The 18,996-nt window shown below is 69.0% G+C and carries 17 protein-coding genes; 12 read left to right on the top strand and 5 right to left on the bottom strand.

The window, feature by feature from the left end; genetic code table 11:
- Window positions 1-20 precede the first annotated feature (20 nt).
- A complete protein-coding gene (locus U9J23_RS18190; RefSeq protein ID WP_194699622.1) occupies window positions 21-1,115 on the top strand; it encodes a UDP-N-acetylmuramate dehydrogenase in 1,095 nt (364 codons plus the stop codon).
- A gap of 18 nt (window positions 1,116-1,133) precedes the next feature.
- Here U9J23_RS18190 and U9J23_RS18185 read toward each other — a convergent pair whose 3' ends face one another.
- Entirely contained in the window at window positions 1,134-2,168 is a 1,035-nt protein-coding gene (locus U9J23_RS18185; RefSeq protein WP_194699623.1) for a DUF2804 domain-containing protein, read from the bottom strand.
- Between the two features lie 64 nt (window positions 2,169-2,232).
- Window positions 2,233-2,982, bottom strand: a complete 750-nt coding sequence (locus tag U9J23_RS18180; protein WP_326599618.1) for an SDR family oxidoreductase — start codon at window positions 2,980-2,982, stop codon at window positions 2,233-2,235.
- Between the two features lie 83 nt (window positions 2,983-3,065).
- Between U9J23_RS18180 and U9J23_RS18175 the strand changes: the two genes are divergently transcribed.
- Together U9J23_RS18175 and U9J23_RS18170 are read left to right on the top strand one after the other, a co-directional pair.
- On the top strand, window positions 3,066-3,743 hold the full coding sequence (locus U9J23_RS18175; protein ID WP_059383366.1) for a TetR/AcrR family transcriptional regulator: 678 nt from the start codon (window positions 3,066-3,068) through the stop codon (window positions 3,741-3,743).
- A 283-nt stretch (window positions 3,744-4,026) separates the two neighbouring features.
- Complete coding sequence (locus U9J23_RS18170; protein WP_085469646.1) at window positions 4,027-5,352, top strand: ROK family transcriptional regulator; 1,326 nt, start codon at window positions 4,027-4,029, stop codon at window positions 5,350-5,352.
- 15 nt (window positions 5,353-5,367) lie between these two features.
- Here U9J23_RS18170 and U9J23_RS18165 read toward each other — a convergent pair whose 3' ends face one another.
- Window positions 5,368-6,462 carry a tocopherol cyclase family protein gene (locus U9J23_RS18165; protein ID WP_085469645.1) on the bottom strand — a complete coding sequence of 365 codons (1,095 nt, stop codon included), beginning with the start codon at window positions 6,460-6,462 and terminating at the stop codon, window positions 5,368-5,370.
- A gap of 185 nt (window positions 6,463-6,647) precedes the next feature.
- Here U9J23_RS18165 and U9J23_RS18160 point away from each other — a divergent pair, with 185 nt between their 5' ends.
- The 6 genes from U9J23_RS18160 (at window position 6,648) to U9J23_RS18135 (ending at window position 13,236) form a co-directional block, all read left to right on the top strand.
- On the top strand, window positions 6,648-7,841 hold the full coding sequence (locus U9J23_RS18160) for an MFS transporter (RefSeq protein ID WP_326599611.1): 1,194 nt from the start codon (window positions 6,648-6,650) through the stop codon (window positions 7,839-7,841).
- Between the two features lie 5 nt (window positions 7,842-7,846).
- On the top strand, window positions 7,847-8,746 hold the full coding sequence (locus tag U9J23_RS18155; protein WP_326599609.1) for an alpha/beta fold hydrolase: 900 nt from the start codon (window positions 7,847-7,849) through the stop codon (window positions 8,744-8,746).
- Entirely contained in the window at window positions 8,743-10,077 is a 1,335-nt protein-coding gene (gene mshA, locus U9J23_RS18150) for a D-inositol-3-phosphate glycosyltransferase (RefSeq protein ID WP_059383361.1), read from the top strand. Before U9J23_RS18155 ends, mshA begins: the two co-directional genes overlap by 4 nt.
- Window positions 10,074-10,628, top strand: a complete 555-nt coding sequence (locus U9J23_RS18145) for a YbjN domain-containing protein (RefSeq protein WP_016693718.1) — start codon at window positions 10,074-10,076, stop codon at window positions 10,626-10,628. Before mshA ends, U9J23_RS18145 begins: the two co-directional genes overlap by 4 nt.
- A gap of 444 nt (window positions 10,629-11,072) precedes the next feature.
- On the top strand, window positions 11,073-11,402 hold the full coding sequence (locus U9J23_RS18140; protein ID WP_326599605.1) for a transglycosylase family protein: 330 nt from the start codon (window positions 11,073-11,075) through the stop codon (window positions 11,400-11,402).
- 247 nt (window positions 11,403-11,649) lie between these two features.
- Window positions 11,650-13,236 carry a 4-coumarate--CoA ligase family protein gene (locus U9J23_RS18135; RefSeq protein WP_326599602.1) on the top strand — a complete coding sequence of 529 codons (1,587 nt, stop codon included), beginning with the start codon at window positions 11,650-11,652 and terminating at the stop codon, window positions 13,234-13,236.
- A 76-nt stretch (window positions 13,237-13,312) separates the two neighbouring features.
- Here the strand turns inward: U9J23_RS18135 and U9J23_RS18130 are convergent, their stop codons facing one another.
- Window positions 13,313-15,085 carry a hydroxysqualene dehydroxylase gene (locus U9J23_RS18130; RefSeq protein ID WP_326599600.1) on the bottom strand — a complete coding sequence of 591 codons (1,773 nt, stop codon included), beginning with the start codon at window positions 15,083-15,085 and terminating at the stop codon, window positions 13,313-13,315.
- 194 nt (window positions 15,086-15,279) lie between these two features.
- Between U9J23_RS18130 and U9J23_RS18125 the strand changes: the two genes are divergently transcribed.
- The 3 genes from U9J23_RS18125 (at window position 15,280) to U9J23_RS18115 (ending at window position 18,140) form a co-directional block, all read left to right on the top strand.
- Window positions 15,280-16,026, top strand: coding sequence for a phosphoglyceromutase (locus U9J23_RS18125; RefSeq protein ID WP_272268407.1), 747 nt, complete (start codon window positions 15,280-15,282; stop codon window positions 16,024-16,026).
- A gap of 180 nt (window positions 16,027-16,206) precedes the next feature.
- Entirely contained in the window at window positions 16,207-17,388 is a 1,182-nt protein-coding gene (locus tag U9J23_RS18120) for a sensor histidine kinase (protein WP_272268408.1), read from the top strand.
- Between the two features lie 62 nt (window positions 17,389-17,450).
- On the top strand, window positions 17,451-18,140 hold the full coding sequence (locus U9J23_RS18115; protein ID WP_059383421.1) for a response regulator transcription factor: 690 nt from the start codon (window positions 17,451-17,453) through the stop codon (window positions 18,138-18,140).
- Here the strand turns inward: U9J23_RS18115 and U9J23_RS18110 are convergent.
- The gene (locus tag U9J23_RS18110; RefSeq protein ID WP_059383354.1) at window positions 18,122-18,952 is read right to left on the bottom strand and encodes a hypothetical protein; all 831 of its coding nucleotides are present in this window, start codon (window positions 18,950-18,952) and stop codon (window positions 18,122-18,124) included. The genes U9J23_RS18115 and U9J23_RS18110 overlap by 19 nt on opposite strands.
- Window positions 18,953-18,996: the final 44 nt, after the last annotated feature.

Raw genomic sequence — 18,996 nt, 5'->3', positions numbered from 1 at the left:
GGGCACGCTACCGTTTGCTGGTGCTTGATCCACGTACCAGGGCCCGGCTCGTCGAAACGGGAGCCACGGTGTCCGAGCAGGTGTCGCTGTCGGAGTTCACGACCCTCCGGCTCGGTGGTCCTGCCCGGTATCTCGTCGAATGCACGTCCACCGCGTCGTTGATCGAGGTCGTGCGCCTGCTGGACGAGCAGGGAGTGCCGCTGCTGCTCCTGGCGGGCGGCTCCAACCTCGTGATCGGGGACGACGGCTTCGACGGCGTCGTGGTCCGTGTCGCGACCACCGGTGTCGACCTCCGCGACGACCACGTCCGGGTGGATGCGGGAGCCGAATGGGACGCCGTCGTCGCGGCCACCGTGGACGCCGGCCTCGGCGGCCTCGAATGCCTGTCGGGTATCCCCGGATCCACGGGAGCGACGCCGGTGCAGAACGTCGGCGCGTACGGCGTCGAGGTGGGCTCGATCCTGCGTCGCGTCCGCCTGCTCGACCGCGCCACCGGCCAGGACTCGTGGGTCGGCCCCGAGGCACTCGGTCTCGGCTACCGGACCAGCATCCTCAAGCACACCGACGCAGCAGTCGTCCTCGAGGTGGAACTGGACGTGCGGAGCGACGGTTCCTCCGCGCCCCTGGCCTACCGGGAACTCGCGGTCGCGCTGGGGGCGGAGGAGGGCGAGCGCCGGCCGGCGGCCCAGGTCCGCGAGCACGTCCTCGCGCTGCGCCGCAGCAAGGGCATGGTGCTCGACGCCGAGGACCACGACACCTGGAGCGCCGGATCGTTCTTCACGAACCCCGTCGTCCCCGACGACCGCCTGCCGCAGGTGCTCGCGGCTATCGCGGCGAAGGTAGGGGAGGACGTGCGCATCCCGCAGTTCCCCGCGGACGGCGGCACCAAGCTGTCGGCCGGATGGCTCATCGAGCGGGCCGGTTTCGCGAAGGGTTTCCCCGCCGCCGACGCACCGGCGCGGTTGTCGACGAAGCACACGCTGGCGCTCACCAACAGGGGAGCGGCATCGACGGCGGATCTCGTGGCGTTGGCGCGGACGGTGCGCGACGGCGTCGAGGACGCCTTCGGAGTGCGTCTGCATCCCGAACCCGTCACCGTGAACTGTGTGATTTGACGGACGGTCCGGCCCGGGTCACCAGCGGTTGCGGACCTCCTCCGCGAAGCCGAGCAGGTTCTCGATCTCGAGCCGGGTGCCGTCGTCGAGGACGACGCTGCCGGTGAACCGTCCGAAGACCTGATGCTGCGTGGACCGCACGAGCAGGGCGTTCACGTCGGCCGCGCGGTCGAGGATCGGTTCGAACTCCATCTCGAACCGCTCGTCGTTGCTGGTGAACCGCCACGGCGCCCCGTCGTAGGTGTCGCGGGACAGATGGAAGTGCACGCGGTCGAGCTTGTGCGCCACACCGTCGTGGAAGAGCATGTTCTCGCTCGCCGCGGTGGTGTCACCGAAGCCGTGGCCGATGTTGAACCCGAATCGCACACCCTCGTGGATTCCCGAGGCCGACCCCCAGTACCAGGTGTTGTCGTAGGTCCACACCCCGCGACCCCAGTCGAACACCCCGAACGCGGTGGCAGGATCGAAGACCAGCTCCCGCCCACCCACGGTGATCGTGCCCCGCGCGGGCAGGCAGTTGATCTTCTGGTTGTAGTAGAAGGCCTTCGGTGCTCGGGGAAAGGGTGTCGCGACGACCATCCGGTCGTCGGACGGCTGCGTGAGCACGAGTTCACCGGACAGTCCGCGCCCACCGCCGAAACGGGGGTGGTCGACGACCAGCCGCCGCGACCGCCCCTCGTGGTGGTACTCGATGCGGAGTCCACCGTGGTGGACGACGACATCGCCGCCGTCGGCGGTCCCCGGCAGGCGCATCCGGCCGAGCGGGAACGGGACGAGGGCGTTCTCGGTGGTCTCGGAGCGACCCGCGAGGTCGAGCACGCTGACTCCGAGGAGCCCGACGTAACCGTTGTCGGCGACGGTCAGTGCGATCCCGAACGGTCCGTCCTCCCCGTCGGACAGGACGCAGTAGTAGTCCCACTCCTTGATGCGGAACCGCGGCGCCGCGACCCGCTGCCGGTCGTAGGTGCGCACCTCGGAGGTGCTCCAGCCGGCTTCGGCGAGCACTCCGTCGTCGTCGAGCAGCGGTCCGGGCGCGAGGCGTCGTTGGCGCATATCCCGTGACAGTACCGACGGCGGTGGACGCGACCGTTTTGCCGCGCCCACCACCACGGCGGGGTCAGTCGGTGACGCGGTGGAACCGGCCGGCGTTGGCCTGGTCGCGCGGCTTGACGATGATCTGATCGAGGTTGACGTGCGACGGGCGCGACGCGACGAAGCCGATGATCTCGGCGATGTCCTGGGCGACGAGCGGGGTGATGCCCTCGTACACCTTGTCGGCCCGATCCTTGTCGCCCTCGAAGCGCACCAGCGAGAACTCGGTCTCGACCGCGCCCGGCGCGATCTCGGTGAGACGGACGGGCTGTCCGAGCAGTTCGCCGCGCAGCGTGCGGTGCAGGACGGCCTGCGCGTGCTTGGCGGAGGTGTAACCGGCGCCGTTGTCGTAGGCCTCGAAGGCCGCGACCGAGGTGATGGTGACGATCAGGCCGTCGCCCGAGGCGATGAGCTCGGGGATCAGCGCCTTGGTGATGCGCATGGTGCCGATGACGTTGGTCTCCCACATCCAGCGCCAGTCGTCCTCGACGGCCTCGGCCACCGGTGCGAGCCCCTTGGCGCCCCCGGCGTTGTTGACCAGCACGTCGACCCGCGGCAGCACCGTGGTGAATGCGTCGACCGAATCCTCGTCGGTGACGTCGAGCTCGAGCGCGGTGCCGCCGATCTCGTCGGCGAGCTTCTGCAGTCGGTCGAGTCGGCGTGCGCCCACCACGACGTGGAAGCCCTGTGCGGCGAGCGTGCGGGCGGTCGCCTCGCCGATTCCGGAGGAGGCTCCGGTGACGACGGCGACGCGGGAATCGGGAGAGATGCTCATGGGGGCAATCGTAGTGTCGGGCACCGGATGACGCCCCACCTCCCGGCCTGCGAAGTCCCCTCCGTGCGGCTACCCTGCGGCGTATGACCACCACCCGCGGTCGATACAGCTCGGGAGAACAGACCCGGATCCGGCTCGTCGAGGCCGCCGAGCGGCTCTTCGCCCGCCGCGGATACGACGGGGTCACCCTCGCCGACATCCGCAAGGCCGCCGGACAGCACAACTCCTCGGTGGTCGGGTACTACTTCGGCACCAAGGAGGGACTGCTCGAGGCGGTCTTCTCCCACCGGTTGCCCGCCCTGAACTCCCAGCGGGAAGCGCTCCTCGCCGAGATGCTGCGGACGCGGGAGACCCTCTCGGTCCGCGACCTGCTGTGGGTGATCATCCGCCCCCTGGCCGGCACGCTCGGCCGCACCAACCACTACGTCGCCTTCCTCGACCGGCTGTCGAACCACGACCGGTTCGCCGAGTGCTTCCGCGTCACCGGACCGACGGGAACCGAGAGCGGCCGCCGGTCCGACACTGCGCTGCGGACCCTGCTCGGGCCGCTGCCCGACGACATCGCCGGGCAACGTCTGCGACTGGTCTACTCCGGCACCGTCGGTGCGCTGGCGCGATGTCATCGTGCGGGCGAATCCCCCACCACGGTCGAACTCGCCGCGCTCGTCGACGCGTGGGAGGCATTGCTGCTCGCCCCGGTGTCGGCGGAGACCGCGCAGGCGCGCGGGGATGTGCGGGAAGGTTTCCCACCGGGTCGGTGAGGATTGGACACGACGCGGTCGGGGCGATAGTTTGATCGACATGTCAGTCGGCCACACCTCCGCACCGCGCGTCACCTATGTGACCGCCGCGCTGGGATCACGGCTGCCTCTGGCGCGCGAACTCTGTTGTCGCTGCTGCGGAAAGTAACTCCGCACCGATCCCGCCCCTCGATGTGCGGGTCCGTCTCCGATCGTGTTCTCCACGCCGGGGTCTCGGTGCGTCGATCGTCTCCCGCCCGTCCTCCGGTCATCACGTCCGGATCAGCAGCCAAGGATCAGCGCCGTGTCGGTTCCCACTCTCTCGCCGTCCGTTTCCCTTCCCTCGCGGTCGTCCGCGCCCCGTCGCGCCACCGGTTCCGCTGTTCGTGGATCCACGCGCGCAACGGTCGTCCGTCCCCGCACCTTTCGTGTGTCGAGCCCGGTCCGGATCGTCCCGCCGGACCTGCGTATCGCCGACGGCACCGGAGCGTCGGTCTTCCGTGTCGCCGCCAACCGCGGCCCCGTCTCCCGCGACGTGATCGCGAAGGTCACCGGTGCGAGCATCGCCACCGTCAATCGTCAGGTGTCGGCCCTGCTCTCGGCCGGTCTTCTGCGTGAGCGCGCCGACCTGACCGAACCCGGCGCCGTCGGCCGGCCGCGCGTTCCCGTCGAGGTCGACCACGAGCGGTACCTGACGGTCGGCATCCACATCGGTGCCGTCACCACCGGCATCGTCGCTAGCGACCTGCGTGGTCGCATCATCGGCGCCGTCGAAGTCCCCACGCCCACCGGCGACCAGGACGCCGCGCTCGCGTCGATCACCGCGAGCGCCAAGGCCTTCGCCGCACGGTGGCACCGCCGCACCCCGCTGTGGGTAGGCGTCGCACTCGGCGGGCGGGTGGATTCGAACACCGCCGTCGTCACGCACCCGCGACTCGGCTGGGTCGACGCCCGGGTCGGCGCGATCGTCGGTGGCGGTATGGGCCTGCCCGTCTCGGTGGCCGCGCACGTCGAGGCGATGGCCGCCTCCGAGCTGCTCCTCACCCCCGATCGCGACGCCCCCGAGGTCAAGGGCACCGGCCTGTACTTCTACGTTCGTGAGACGGCCGGTGTGGCAATCACTTTCGACGGCAAGGTGCACACTCCTGCCGGTGGTCCGGGCTCGGTGACGCATTTCCCCACCGGTTCGTCGGCGCGGTGTTCGTGCGGCGGCACGGGCTGCCTCGAAGCGACGGTGAGCGACCGGGCGATCGTGCAGCGTGCGGTGGCCGAGGGTATCCTCACCGACCGCGACGACACCATCCAGTCGCTCTACCGCCTCGCGCGGAACGGATCCGAGGCCGCCCACGGTCTGCTCGTCGAGCGGGCCACGGTGCTCGGCCGCACCGTCGGAATGCTGCGCGACCTGTTCAATCCCGACCGCGTGATCCTCGGCGGACAGGCCTTCACCGAGTACCCGGCCGCGGTTCCACACGTCGCCCGCGCCTTCGCCGCGTCGACCACTCTGCCCCGCAAGGACATCCGCATCACCGGCTTCGGCAACCGGGTGCAGGCCCACGCCGCGGGTGTCGTCTCGCTCAGCTCGTTGTTCTCGGATCCGATCGCGGCGATGAAGCGCACCGAACTCTGAGCGATCCCGTCGGATTCACACGATCGGTGGGGCGTCCGTCGCGTCCGCTGCGGCACCCCGCCGATCGAGTTCCGCCCGGGCCCGGTCGAGCCCGCCGTGTTCGAGTGCGGCCGAATGCGACTCGTCGGCCCACACCAGTTTCCCGCGTTCGTGGACCGTCACGGTCATGTGACCGCCGAGATGTTCGATCGAACCGGCGACGTTCCGTCGTTCCGCGGGCAGCGGGACCGGTAGGACGTGCGCCGCTCCGATGGGTGAACTTCCGGAGATCTCCACGCTCCAGCGGGCGTTGCGGCCGCGCAGGTGCCAGCTCTCGTCGGTGACCGTCGCCCGGACGGGGGACGTGACGGGATTGCCCAGTCGCACCACGCGCCCGTCGGGCAACGCGACGACCACCGCCGTGACCTCCGTGCGCAGCGGACCCGAGTGCACCTGCCCACCGGCGAAGGCCACACACGCCTGCGGATCGGCGAAGCCCTGCGCCTGACCCCACCACCACGATTCGGGGAAACCTCCCTTGCCCCAGTTCTTCTCGCCGTAGACCTGGGATCCGGTCAGATCCCACTTCTCGTCGCCGAGGATCACGTGGCCCTCCACCCGGCCGCCGAGCAGCCAGGAATGCCAGTACTGGTTGAGGCCGGGGACGGAATGGAAGACGCTCGACGCGCCGAAGCGGCGTCGCGGCCAGGGCCGCAGATCCGACAGTCGGATGTCGAGACGGGCGTCGTCGCCGAGATCCATCCACACGCGTTCGCTGTCGCCGCAGAAGACGTCGCCGGCCGACGCGCCGAGCCGATCGGGATCGGCAGCGGCCACCGGATGCGCGGCGGTGCGCAGGAAACCGCCGGGATGGGCGGCCAGGCCGAGCGTCGCCCAGTGCGATCCGGGCCCGGCCGAGTCGTCGGCACGGTTGACCCCGCACAGGGCGATGACGACGCGGTCGGTTCCGGGCTGGGTGAAGCGCCAGAAGTAACCCTCCATCGCGACGCCGTGCGCGGCGAGCGGATTCCCGAAGGGTAGATCCGCTCCCGATGCGCGGTACCGGGTCCACAGATTCCTCGGTGAGAGTTCCTTCGACGAGAGCCGTCCGTGTCGTTCGTGCACCGCCATGCCCGCTCCGTTCCGTAGATCCGTCCTGTCCGTTCTCCGGATGTACCCAGCATGGCCGCTCCCGTCACGGAACGTGCGGAATCGGGCAGCGATGTGCGGACGCGGGGAGGCACCTGCACCCGGCGCGGTCGGTCGGCCATAACGTTGACCGGACCGGATCGGACCGAAGAGAACGCGAGAAGCACGTGACAGGAGAGAAGGGTGGCTCGTACCGCGAGTTGTTCGCAGCGCCGGGCGCAGCCGCGTTCTGCCTCGCGGGATTCGTGGCGCGCCTGCCGATCGCGATGGTCGGGATCGGCATCGTCACGATGTTCTCGCAGCTCGAGGGGAACTACGCGGTCGGCGGTGCACTGTCCGCGGTGTTCGCGCTGTCGTACGCCGTACTCACCCCGCTCGTCTCCCGCGCGGTCGACCGGTACGGCCAGCGACGGGTCCTGCCCACGGCGGCGGCGGTCAGTGCGGTCGCCACCCTCGCGATGCTCGCCGGCGTCCGGTTCGAGGTGCCCACCGTGTGGTTGTTCGTCTGCGGGATCCCGGCCGGGCTCATGCCCACGATCGGGGCGATGGTGCGGGCGCGGTGGACGCAGCTCTACGGCGGTACCCCGCGGTTGCGCACGGCCTTCGCGCTCGAGGCCGTGGTCGACGAGGTGTGCTTCATCGTCGGCCCCGTCCTGTCGGTGGGGCTGAGTGTGGCGGTCTTCCCCGAGGCCGGCCCGCTGCTCGGCGCGGTCCTGCTGCTCGTCGGCACCCTCGCCCTCGCGGCGCTGCGCAGCACGGAACCGCCCGTGCAACCGAACACCGACGGCCGTGCGCGGACGAACATCCTGCGCATGCCCGTCCTCCTGTCCATCGTCGTGGTGATGGTCGCGATGGGTGTGGTCTTCGGGGTGATCGACGTCGCGGCCGTCGCGTTCACGGCCGAACAGGACTCCCCGGGATCGGCCACCTTCGCGCTCGCACTGTTCGCGACGGGTTCGGCGCTGAGCGGCCTTGTCTTCGGGAGCCGGGTGGGGTCGAATGCCCCGACCCGCCAGTTGTTCGTCGCCACCGGCACTCTCGCCGTCCTGCTGTGCCCGTTGCTGCTCGCCGGTTCGGTGCCGATGCTCACGGTGCTGTACTTCGTTGCAGGATGCGCGATCTCGCCCATCATGATCGTGGCGACGTCGCTGACGCAGCAGATCGTGCCGCCCGACCGGCTCACCGAGAGCATCACGTGGACCGTCGCGGGTCTCGGGGTCGGTGTCGCCGCGGGTTCTGCGCTGGTGGGACAGGTCATCGACCGGACCGATGCCGGCACCGGCTATCTCGTGGCGGTCGCCGCGGGCATCCTCGCGGTCACCTGTGCCGGCGGGATCCATGTGCGGGCACGGTTAGAGTGACGCGCATGGCAGTTCGTGAAGTGGCCGGTATCGACGGCACCTCCCTCGTGTATCGCGCATTCGGCTCCGAAACGGCACCGGTCCTGGTGCTGCTCCACGGATGGGCGCAGTCGTCGCGGTGCTGGGGCGACGGGGTTCTCGACGCACTCGCCCGCGACTTCCGTGTGGTCGCCGTCGACCTGCGCGGACACGGTTATTCGCAGGCTCCCGAGACCGGATACGCCGATCGCAAGCTCTGGGCCGGCGACCTCGCCGCGGTGCTCGCCGCCGAGAACGTCTCCGGGACGAACCCGGCGGTGCTGCTCGGATGGTCCTACGGCGGTCTGGTGATCTGCGACTATCTCGCCGAACACGGCGCGGAAGCCGTCGCCGGCCTCGTCCTCGTGGGTGCCATCACGAGCATCGGGCGCGGCGAGAAGGGCGGACGCGTCGGTGCCTCGATGCGTGCCGCGATCCCCGCCGCGATGTCCGAGGACCCGAAGGAAGCGGTGCGCGCGCTCGGTTCCTTCGGCAACGCGCTCACCGGTCCCGTCGAGGACAGCGCTCTCCTCGAGGGCAAGGGTGCGGTGTCGCAGGCACTGTTCGGCGCGAGCCTGTCCACCCCGCCCCGGGTCCGTGCGGCGCTGTTCGACCGAGCGGTGGGCAACGACGACCTGCTCGCCGGCCTGGACGTGCCGGTTCTCCTCCTGCACGGCGACGCCGACTCGGTCGTCGACGTCTCCGCGGCGCACCATGCGGCGTCGCTGCTGCGCCGCGCCACGACCTCGATCTGGGAGGGCGTAGACCACGGTCCGTTCGTCGAGGATCCCCACCGGTTCGTGTCGGAGGTCGGAGAGTTCGCTCGAGCTGCGACGGCGGAGGCGGCGACACGCGAAGATCGGCAGCAGGGCAGTATGGAGGGGTGACGTCCCAGCCCAGCCGCCCGCACCGCGTGGCCGTGATCTCGGTCCACACCTCGCCGCTGGCGCAGCCCGGAACCGGGGACGCAGGCGGTATGAACGTGTACGTCCTGCAGACCGCTGTCGAGCTCGCGCGTCGCGGCGTCGAAGTCGAGATCTTCACCCGCGCGACCTCGTCGGCCGCCCCGGCCGTGCAGCAGGCCGCGCCCGGGGTGCTCGTCCGCAACATCGAGGCCGGTCCGTTCGAAGGACTCGACAAACACGATCTGCCGACGCAGTTGTGCGCATTCGCCGCCGGCGTGCTGCGCGAGGAGGCACGGCACCCGCAGGGCTACTACGACCTGGTGCATTCGCACTACTGGCTGTCGGGGCAGGTCGGCTGGCTCGCCCGCGACCGCTGGGGCGTGCCGCTCGTGCACACCGCCCATACGCTCGCCGCGGTGAAGAACGCCTCGCTCGCCGAGGGCGACACCCCCGAACCCGCGGCCCGGCAGATCGGGGAGCAGCAGGTCGTCGCGGAGTCCGATCGCCTGGTCGCCAACACCGCCGACGAGGCGGGGCAGCTCGAACGTATCTACGGGGCCGATCCCGCGAAGATCGACGTTGTCGCGCCGGGCGCCGACCTGAACCGCTACCGGCCCGGCGACCGCGCGGCCGCCCGCGCCGAACTCGGACTCGACCCGCGCGAGACCGTCGTGGCGTTCGTGGGCCGCATCCAGCCGCTCAAAGCTCCCGACGTGCTGCTCGAAGCCGCGGCGCGGGCACTCGCCGACGACCCCGGCATGCCGCTGCGGGTCCTGGTGGTGGGAGGGCCGTCGGGAACGGGTCTCGAGCGCCCCGACGCGCTCATCGAACTCGCGTCCGCATTGGGTATCGCGTCGCGGGTGACCTTCCTCCCGCCGCAGCCGCCCGACCGTCTCGTCCAGGTCTACCGTGCTGCGGATCTCGTTGCGGTGCCGAGTTATTCGGAGTCCTTCGGTCTCGTCGCGATCGAGGCGCAGGCCTGTGGCACGCCCGTGCTGGCCGCGAACGTCGGTGGTCTCGGGGTCGCCGTGCGCGACGGGGAGACCGGCATGCTCGTCGACGGGCACCGCATCGACGACTGGGCGACGGCGCTGCGTTCGCTCGTCGGCGATCCGGATCGTCTCGCCCGGTTCGCGGCGACCGCGCCCGTGCATGCGGAGTCCTTCTCGTGGGAACACACCGCGGAAGGACTGCTCGACAGCTATCGGCGGGCCGGGATGCGCCGCAACCGCGCCTTCGGTACCGGTGAGCATTCGCTGCGACGGCAGCGTGGAGTGTGGAAGTTGCGACGGACGAGGGGAGTCACGGCATGAGCGACCGGCTCATCGAACTGATCGATTCGACGCTGCGCGATCGCGAGCTCGAGTTCTCCGTCAAGGAGGGCGGGCACTTCGTCGTCGAGCTCCCGGGCGAGAAGAAGCTCAAGACGACCACGTTGCTCAGCGTCGGACAGCACGGTGTGCGGGTCGAGGCGTTCGTGTGCCGCAAGCCGGACGAGAACTTCGAATCGGTGTACCGCTACCTGCTGCGCCGCAACCGGCGCCTCTACGGCGTGGCGTACACGCTCGACAAGGTCGGCGACATCTATCTGGTGGGACGTATCGCCGCGCACGCGGTGACCCCCGAGGAGATCGACGCGGTCCTCGGGCAGGTCCTCGAGGCGGCCGACTACGACTTCAACATCATCCTCGGTATCGGGTTCATCACGTCGATCAAGCGTGAATGGGAATGGCGGGTCTCGCGCGGCGAGCCGCTGCGCAATCTCGAGCCCTTCCGTCACCTCATCGAGGAGGAGACCGGTACGCCGTTCGAACCCGATGTGGACGACGACGAACCCGAGGATCGGCGCGAAGCGAACGGGTGACGGCGTCGCCGAACACCGTTACCGCGCCGTGAGCATGTCCGGTTGGAGAGGTCTGCACGGCCGTATCGTGTGACCATCGCCACAATCGAAATCCGCTGGAAACGTCCGGGAAACGGTGCGTTCCCGCGAAGCGACCTGGGGTTTTGTCGATCGCCGGTCCGGTTTCTCGCACAGCCGTACCGGAAAATCGACCCGTGACCTCGCCGTGATGAACCCTTACCGTCGATGTAGGCCCGATACCGACGGGCGTTACACACCGGCCCCGCAGCCGCTCGTTCCACCCCCGCGGGATTGTCGGATCCACAACCTGCCGAGGGGTGGAGCGAGAGAGCGACCGGGCGTGCGTCAGCACCGCACCGTGTTGCCGGCACCGACCGTCCAGCCCACATGTGGCGGACCCATTGCGTCGGGGGCCTCGCAAGCAGCCGGAAAGGATTCATCCACATGGCAAAGTTCACGATCAAGCGCGCCCTGGGCACCCTCGCTGCCTCCACTGCACTCGTTGCGACCCCGTTCGCTCTGGGTGCCGGTACCGCCAACGCCGCATCCGGTAACTGGGATGCCGTCGCACAGTGCGAGAGCGGTGGTAACTGGGCGATCAACACCGGTAACGGCTACTACGGCGGCCTGCAGTTCTCGCAGAGCACCTGGCAGGCCTACGGTGGCTCGGGAACCGCGAACAACGCCACGCGCGAGGAGCAGATCCGCGTCGCCGAGAACGTCCTCGCCGGACAGGGCGCCGGTGCATGGCCGGTCTGCGGTCAGTACCTCTGAGCGCAGCGCCTCCTGGCGTAGCGAGCGCAGCTCACGCACGATCGTGAGCGCAGCTCCAGCGGCTTCCGAACCCCGCGTGCGATCCGTCGCACGCGGGGTTCGTGCTCTCCGGCAGGCGAATCGCGCCGGGAACGGTATCCTCGCAATCCTCACACAGCACGTGTGACGGGCTTCACAACCGCTGCGGTAGTGTGAACTCGACCGAAAGTCGGCACGGCGTGCCAGCAGAATGCTCGGAGGATGAGTAATGAGTTTCCGCAGTCCCTTTCCCGACGTCGACATCCCGGCATCGAGTGTCTACGACTTCCTGTTCGGTTCGCTCGACGAGTCCGAGCTCGATCGACCCGCACTGATCGACGGCTCGTCCGGCGCCGTGACGGACTACCGCACGCTCGTGGCCCACATCGACGCCGTCGCCGGAGCGCTGGCCGCCCGGGGCATCGGTGTCGGGAAGGTCGTCGGGTTGCTCGCACCCAACGTGCCGGCCTTCGCCTCGGTCTTCCACGGCATCCTGAGGTCCGGCGCCACGGCGACCACGATCAACGCCCTCTACACGGCCGGTGAGATCTCGAAGCAGCTCGACGACTCGGGGGCCGCCGCACTGTTCACGGTCTCCCCGTTCCTGTCGCAGGCCAAGGAGGCCGCCGCGGCCGCGGGGATCCCCGACGAGCTGCTCTTCGTGCTCGACGGCGCCGAGGGTCATCCGTCCCTGCGCGACCTGCTCACCGAGGGCTCCCCGGCTCCGACCGTCGAGTTCGATCCGGCGACGCATCTCGCGGTGCTGCCGTATTCCTCGGGCACGACCGGCCGGCCGAAGGGCGTGATGCTCACGCACCGCAATCTCGTCGCGAACGTCTGCCAGATCACCCCGCGGATGGGAATTGCGGCCGACGACCGCGTGCTCGCACTGCTGCCGTTCTTCCACATCTACGGCATGACGGTGCTGCTGAACGCCGCGCTGTACAACCGCGCGTCGCTGGTGACGATGCCGAAGTTCGATCTCGTCGACTTCCTCACCTACATCTCGGAACACAAGTGCACGTACGTGTTCATCGCGCCGCCGGTCGCGGTTGCGCTCGCCAAGCACCCCCTCGTCGACCGGTACGACCTGTCGAGCGTGCACACGGTATTCTCCGGGGCCGCACCGCTCGACAAGGAACTCGCCGGATCCGTCGCGAAGCGCCTGGGTTGCAACGTCCGACAGGGATACGGCATGTCGGAGATGTCTCCCGTGTCGCACGCGATCCCCTTCGAGGACAACGAGACCGAGCTCGATTCGGTGGGTCCGACGATCGCGAACATGGAATGCAAGATCGTCGATCCCGCGACCGGCGAGGAAGTCGAATATCCCACCGGCGACGGTGTTTCGGCGCCCGGCGAACTGTGGTGCAAGGGGCCCAACGTCATGGCCGGTTATCTCGGCAACCCCGAGGCCACGGCCGACACCCTCGACGAGGACGGCTTCCTCCACACCGGCGACATCGCCACCGTCGACGGGAAGGGCGCCGTCCGGATCGTCGACAGGCTCAAGGAACTCATCAAGTACAAGGGCTACCAGGTGCCGCCGGCCGAACTCGAAGCCCTGCTCCTCACGCACCCGCAGATCGCCGACGCCGCGGTGATCGGGGTCCGCGACGACGAGGGCGAGGAGGTTCCGAAGGCCTTCGTCGTCCGGCAGCCGGATTCGACGGTCACCGAGGACGAGGTCATCGACTTCGTGGCCGCGCGGGTCGCGCCGCACAAGAAGGTCCGGCAGGTCGAGTTCATCGACACGGTGCCGAAATCCTCTGCGGGCAAGATCCTTCGGAAGGATCTGCGTGCCCTGAACGCCTGACGGACGGGCCGACGAAATGTGGATCCCCGGGAGACCGTGTGTCTCCCGGGGATTCCGCTGTCCGGGCCCTGTCCGATCAGGCCAGCATGTGCGGTTGTCCCGCCCGGTACCGGTCGGCGTCGATGCGCCGCAACGGTTCCAGTTCGGGCGGTTCGTGCAACTTGTACAGCGCGGGCGGTGCGGCGGGCGACCCCGCCGTCTGCAGCAGTGCACCCACTGCCGCCCGCGCCGATTCGTTCGCGCCCTCCATCGTCGCGAGGTCGATGTCGTTGCGGACGTAGTCGCCCGCGAGGAACAGGTTCGGGATCGCGGTGTGCGCCTCGGGCCGGTTCGCGAGCGACCCGGCGGTGTTGATGAGCAGCGGGGTGTCGTTGGTGACGCCGCCGGCTCCCCACTTCACGCCGGGATCGAGGAACCACGAGACGATATCGTTCTCGTCGATCGCGCCCGTCCCGTCCTCGAGGCAGGCCGACATCTGCGCCCACACCTCGCGGGCGATCTCCTCCGGCGTGCACTGCTTGGCGGTTCTGCCGTAGAGGATGCCGGGGGTGTCCCAGTCGGAGATGTCCACCGACAGGCAGTCGTGTGCCGAACCGTCGCCGTACCGTTGCGCGAAGTCGCCGCGCCAGAACTGGGCCTGGCTGATCGATGTGAGCGCCCACGGCGAACCGAGATAGGCGACGTGACCCGGCGTGATGGGGGTGGGTCGCCGAAGGAAGTACTGGATGCCGACCATCCAGTCGGTGACCAGAGCGTTCATCCGTTCGAGGCCGGGATCGGCCGCGAGGATCTCGGGTGACCACAGCGAGACCGCGCGTTCGGCCGGCATCGCCGCGACGAACCAGTCGGCCTCGGCGCGGGCCCGATTGCCCGACCCGTCGACGACCCGTGCACCGGTGATCCGTCCGCCGGAGATCTCCAGGGCCTCGGCCGCCCAACCCATTTCGAACTTCACGCCGAGGTCGCGCAGGAGTTGCGCCCACGGGTCGATCCACGCCTCGTTCGTCGGTGCCGACAGCAGGCGGTCGAGATGTCCGTACTGGGGCACGGTGCCCATCGCGTTCCACACGAAGGCCTGGCCCATGATGCCGATGGTGCGGGTCGAGACGGTCTGCGGCCGTGCCGCGACGAGCTGACGGGTCAGTGCGGAGACGAGGATCTCGCGGTAGCCCTTCGACTTGCCGTCGGCTTCGAGGGTCTGCGCCCACGTCTCGTGTTCCCATTGGTCGTTGCGACGTTCGAGGCTGCTGGTGAGGAACATGACGAGTTTGCGCATGAAGACCGCGAGCTCGTGCGGGGGGATCGAGCCGCCGAGGGAGAAGGCTGCCGTCAGGCTCTCCTGCAGGCTCAGCGGGTCGTAGACGTCGAAGCGCAGCGGTGCGATGGAGGCCGGGGCGGTGAGGTCGGGCGCCCCGGGGATCGCCATCCGGAATCCGTGTCCCGCAACGAGATTGTCGAACACGCCGTTCGGGTTGCCGGGGACCGGGATCCGGCGCATCGTGTCGGGGATGTGCTGGTAGAAGCCGGGGAAGAAGCGGAAGCCGTGTTCGCCGGGCAGATCGAGGCGGCCGCCTGTCGCGGTGCCGGGGGAGGGGATGCTGCGCGCCTTGCCACCGAGCGCCGTCGGTTCGAAGACGGTGACCTCGAAGCCACGCTCGATCAGCTCGTGCGCGGCGGCCAGCCCGGCCATCCCGCCGCCGAGGATCGCGACCCGGCGTCCGCCGGAATGCACCGCCGGGGCGCGGCGGTTCGGCTGTGCCGCTGTGGGTGGTAGGGCGGATGCTGTGGATGGAAGGGCTGCAGCGGCACCGAGTGCCCCGAGGGCGGTGAGGACGGTGCGGCGGGACATGCGTGCGTCGGGCTTCGAACCCCGGTGTGACTTCGGTTCCCCGTGTGACATCGAACCCCCGTGTATGTCGGTGATGGCGAACTGTGGTGCGCGACGCCGACTCCCGCGTTCCTGGCAACGCGCGTTGTCAGATATAGCCCACGATCGGGGGCGCCCGTGGCGAAATCGCCATCCGTGCATGTCAGGATTGGGTCATGACTATCGGAACACTTGTTCTGCTCCGCCACGGCGAGAGCGAATGGAATGCGATGAACCTGTTCACCGGCTGGGTGGACGTGCATCTGACGGACAAGGGGATCGCCGAGGGTAAGCGGGCCGGTGCCCTCCTCGCCGAGCACAACGTGCTTCCCGACGTCTCCTACACCTCCCTGCTGCGCCGCGCGATCAGCACCGCCAACTTCGCGCTCGACGCCGCCGACCGGCACTGGATCCCCGTCTTCCGCGACTGGCGTCTCAACGAGCGCCACTACGGTGCGCTCCAGGGCAAGAACAAGTCCGAGATCAAGGACGAGTTCGGCGAGGAGCAGTTCATGCTGTGGCGTCGTAGCTACGACACCCCGCCGCCGCCGATCGAGCCGGGTTCGAAGTACAGCCAGGACGCCGATCCGCGCTACGCCGACATCGACGAGGTCCCCCTCACCGAGTGCCTCAAGGACGTCGTCACCCGCCTCGTTCCGTACTGGGAGTCGACGATCTCCCAGGATCTGCTCGCGGGCAGGACCGTGCTGGTCACCGCACACGGCAACTCGCTGCGCGCGCTCGTCAAGCACCTCGACGGGATCTCCGACGACGACATCGCCGGCCTCAACATCCCGACGGGCATTCCGCTTCGCTACGACCTCGACGAGAACCTGCGCCCGCTGAACCCGGGTGGCACCTATCTCGACCCCGAGGCCGCGGCTGCCGGTGCGGCAGCGGTCGCCAACCAGGGCGCCAAGTAACAGCTCTTCGGTACCGAACCGACCCCGTCTCCGATCGGTGACGGGGTCGGTTCGTTCGTGCAGGTGCCGGGCGAACAATCGGTGAACAACACTCCAACAACCGAAAAATGCGGTGTGACGTGCGGGGAATGCCGTCGACCCGGTGTCCGGTGGGGTACCGGTGTCATTACGATTCGAAGTGTGAGTGTTACGCAGGCCGTGTTGCTGGCCGTGGTCGCAGCGGTCCTCGGCGGGATCGGCACCGTCGCCGTCGGGAGGCTGGTGCAGCGCAGAGCGCACGGTAGCGATGAAGCCGACCTCACGATGTTCGACGTGCTCGACCGGGTCGTCCACGAGGCATCGACCGGGATCGCGGTGGTCGACAAGTTCCACGACGTCGTCCTGTCGAACCCGCGCGCCGAGGAACTCGGACTCGTCCGCAACCGGCAGATCGACGACCGTGCCTGGGTGGCCGCCTGCCGCGTGCTCGAGACGAGGAACTCGATAGAAATCGACCTGGGTGCGAAGGCCTTGCTCGGCCGCGAACCCGTCGCGGTGCGCTGCACCGTCCGGCCGCTGCTCGACCGCGACCCGCGTTTCGTCGTGCTCTACGCCTTCGACGACTCCGAGCACGTCCGCATGGAGGCCACACGGCGCGATTTCGTGGCCAACATCAGCCACGAACTCAAGACCCCCGTCGGTGCGATGGCATTGCTCGCGGAGGCATTGCTCGAATCCGTCGACGATCCCGACACCGTCCGCCACTTCGGCGAACGGGTCCAGCGCGAGGCGACGCGCCTCGGCAACATGGTGACCGAACTGATCGCACTCTCGAAGCTCCAGGGCGCCGAGAAGCTGCCCGATCTCGAGGTCGTGGACGTCGACGCCGTCGTCGAGGAGGCCCTCGACCGCACGCGCCTGACCGCCGAGAACGCCTCGATCACCATCAGCACCGACCGGCCGAGCGGTCTCGAGATCCTCGGCGACCGAACGCTGCTCGTCAGCGCCCTCACCAACCTCATCGAGAACGCGATCGCCTACTCGCCGGCCGGCTCACCGGTGACGATCAGCAGGTCGCTGCGCGAGGGCAAGGTCGCGATGGCCGTCACCGACCGGGGGATCGGTATCGCGAAGGAGGACCAGGAACGGGTCTTCGAGCGTTTCTTCCGCGTCGACAAGGCCCGGTCGCGGGCCACCGGAGGCACCGGCCTCGGCCTGGCCATCGTCAAGCACGTCGCCGCGAACCATCACGGCGAGATCACCCTGTGGAGCAAGCCCGGTACCGGCTCCACCTTCACCCTTCTCGTCCCGGCCCACCTCGAGGACGCCGACGACGACGAGGACGACACCGCCGGCCGCACCGAGAAGGCGGTCGGATCGTGACACAGACCCCCACCCGGGTTCCCGGGCGGACGGACACCGAGAAACAGACGGAGGACCAGCTCGTGACGCGTGTGCTGATCGTCGAGGACGAGGAATCGTTGGCGGATCCGCTCGCCTTCCTGCTGCGCAAGGAGGGGTTCGAGACGACCATCGCCGGCGACGGCCCGTCGGCCCTCGCCGAGTTCGACCGGAAGGGTGCCGACATCGTCCTGCTCGATCTGATGCTCCCCGGAATGAGCGGCACCGACGTGTGCAAGCAACTGCGGACCCGCTCGGGTGTGCCGGTCATCATGGTTACCGCCCGCGACAGCGAGATCGACAAGGTCGTCGGGCTCGAACTCGGCGCCGACGACTACGTCACCAAGCCGTACTCGGCGCGCGAGCTCATCGCCCGGATCCGCGCGGTGCTGCGGCGCGGATCCGACACCGAGAGCGAGGCGGCGGCGGACGACGGACTGCTCGAGGCCGGGCCCGTGCGGATGGACGTCGACCGTCACGTCGTGCATGTCAACGGCGAGCCGATTGCCATGCCGCTCAAGGAATTCGACCTGCTCGAATATCTCCTGCGGAACTCCGGGCGGGTGCTCACCCGCGGACAGCTCATCGACCGGGTGTGGGGCGCCGACTACGTCGGCGACACCAAGACCCTCGACGTCCACGTCAAGCGACTGCGCTCGAAGATCGAGGAGGACCCGGCCAAGCCGCGCCACCTCGTGACGGTGCGCGGCCTGGGTTACAAGCTCGAAGCCTGATCGGAACCGGCAGCCGAGTGCGCCTGTGCTGCCGACGTCGCGGGATGGATCGCGATCAGACCCAGTCCCTGGCGTCGCCGGCACAGGCGCGCGAGCTCGTCGTAGGCCGCCGCACCGAGGAGTTCGGTGAGTTCGGGGGCGTACGACTGCCAGACCGGGCGCTCGCCGACGTGAGCGTCGGGGGAGCCGGAGCAGTACCAGTCGAGATCGTGGCCACCCTCACCCCAGCCGCGCCGGTCGTACTCGGTGATGACCGTGCGCAGGATCTCGGTGCCGTCGGGACGCTCCACCCAGTCCTGGGTGCGGCGGATCGGGAGCTGCCAGCACACGTCGGGCTTCATCTCCAGCGGTTCGATGCCGCGTCGCAACGCCATGGTGTGGAGGGCGCAGCCCTGGCCGCCCTCGAATCCGGGACGGTTGAGGAAGATGCACGCACCCTTGTAGCGGCGGGTGCGCAGGGCGGGCTCGTCGTCGATCTCGTCCTCTTCGAGGTAGCCCTTCTTGCCCAGGCCCTTGTCCATGAACTGCCAATCGGCCGGCGTGAGGTGTTTCACTGCCTTCGCCAGCTTCTTGCGATCGTCGTCGTCGGACAGGAACGCGCCGTGCGAGCAGCACCCGTCGTCGGGGCGCTCGGCGATGATGCCCTGGCACGCCGGAGTGCCGAACACGCAGGTCCACCGCGAGAGCAGCCATGTCATGTCTGCGGCGATGACGTGTTCGTCGTTGTCGGGGTCGGTGAACTCCACCCACTCCCGAGGAAAGTCCAGAGGGACTTCGGGGGCCGGGTCGAGTTTGTGTGGGGCATGGGACATACCTGCTGTCACAGGTCCCGACGGTAGACCCAGTACCGTATTGA

The organism is Rhodococcus sp. PD04 (assembly GCF_035918275.1).
Classification (GTDB): Bacteria; Actinomycetota; Actinomycetes; order Mycobacteriales; family Mycobacteriaceae; genus Rhodococcus; species Rhodococcus rhodochrous.
The sequence above is the reverse complement of the archived record's forward strand: the minus strand, read 5'-3'. Positions and strand labels throughout refer to the sequence as shown.

Bases quoted from the DNA above. Each gene is read 5' to 3' on its own strand.
- U9J23_RS18145 (WP_016693718.1), top strand. From the start codon at position 10,074: ATGAGCGACCGGCTCATCGAACTGATCGATTCGACGCTGCGCGATCGC.
- U9J23_RS18110 (WP_059383354.1), bottom strand. From the start codon at position 18,952: ATGTCCCATGCCCCACACAAACTCGACCCGGCCCCCGAAGTCCCTCTG.
- U9J23_RS18135 (WP_326599602.1), top strand. From the start codon at position 11,650: ATGAGTTTCCGCAGTCCCTTTCCCGACGTCGACATCCCGGCATCGAGT.
- U9J23_RS18155 (WP_326599609.1), top strand. From the start codon at position 7,847: ATGGCAGTTCGTGAAGTGGCCGGTATCGACGGCACCTCCCTCGTGTAT.
- U9J23_RS18165 (WP_085469645.1), bottom strand. From the start codon at position 6,462: ATGGCGGTGCACGAACGACACGGACGGCTCTCGTCGAAGGAACTCTCA.
- U9J23_RS18125 (WP_272268407.1), top strand. From the start codon at position 15,280: ATGACTATCGGAACACTTGTTCTGCTCCGCCACGGCGAGAGCGAATGG.
- U9J23_RS18185 (WP_194699623.1), bottom strand. From the start codon at position 2,168: ATGCGCCAACGACGCCTCGCGCCCGGACCGCTGCTCGACGACGACGGA.
- U9J23_RS18180 (WP_326599618.1), bottom strand. From the start codon at position 2,982: ATGAGCATCTCTCCCGATTCCCGCGTCGCCGTCGTCACCGGAGCCTCC.
- U9J23_RS18130 (WP_326599600.1), bottom strand. From the start codon at position 15,085: ATGTCCCGCCGCACCGTCCTCACCGCCCTCGGGGCACTCGGTGCCGCT.
- U9J23_RS18175 (WP_059383366.1), top strand. From the start codon at position 3,066: ATGACCACCACCCGCGGTCGATACAGCTCGGGAGAACAGACCCGGATC.
- U9J23_RS18140 (WP_326599605.1), top strand. From the start codon at position 11,073: ATGGCAAAGTTCACGATCAAGCGCGCCCTGGGCACCCTCGCTGCCTCC.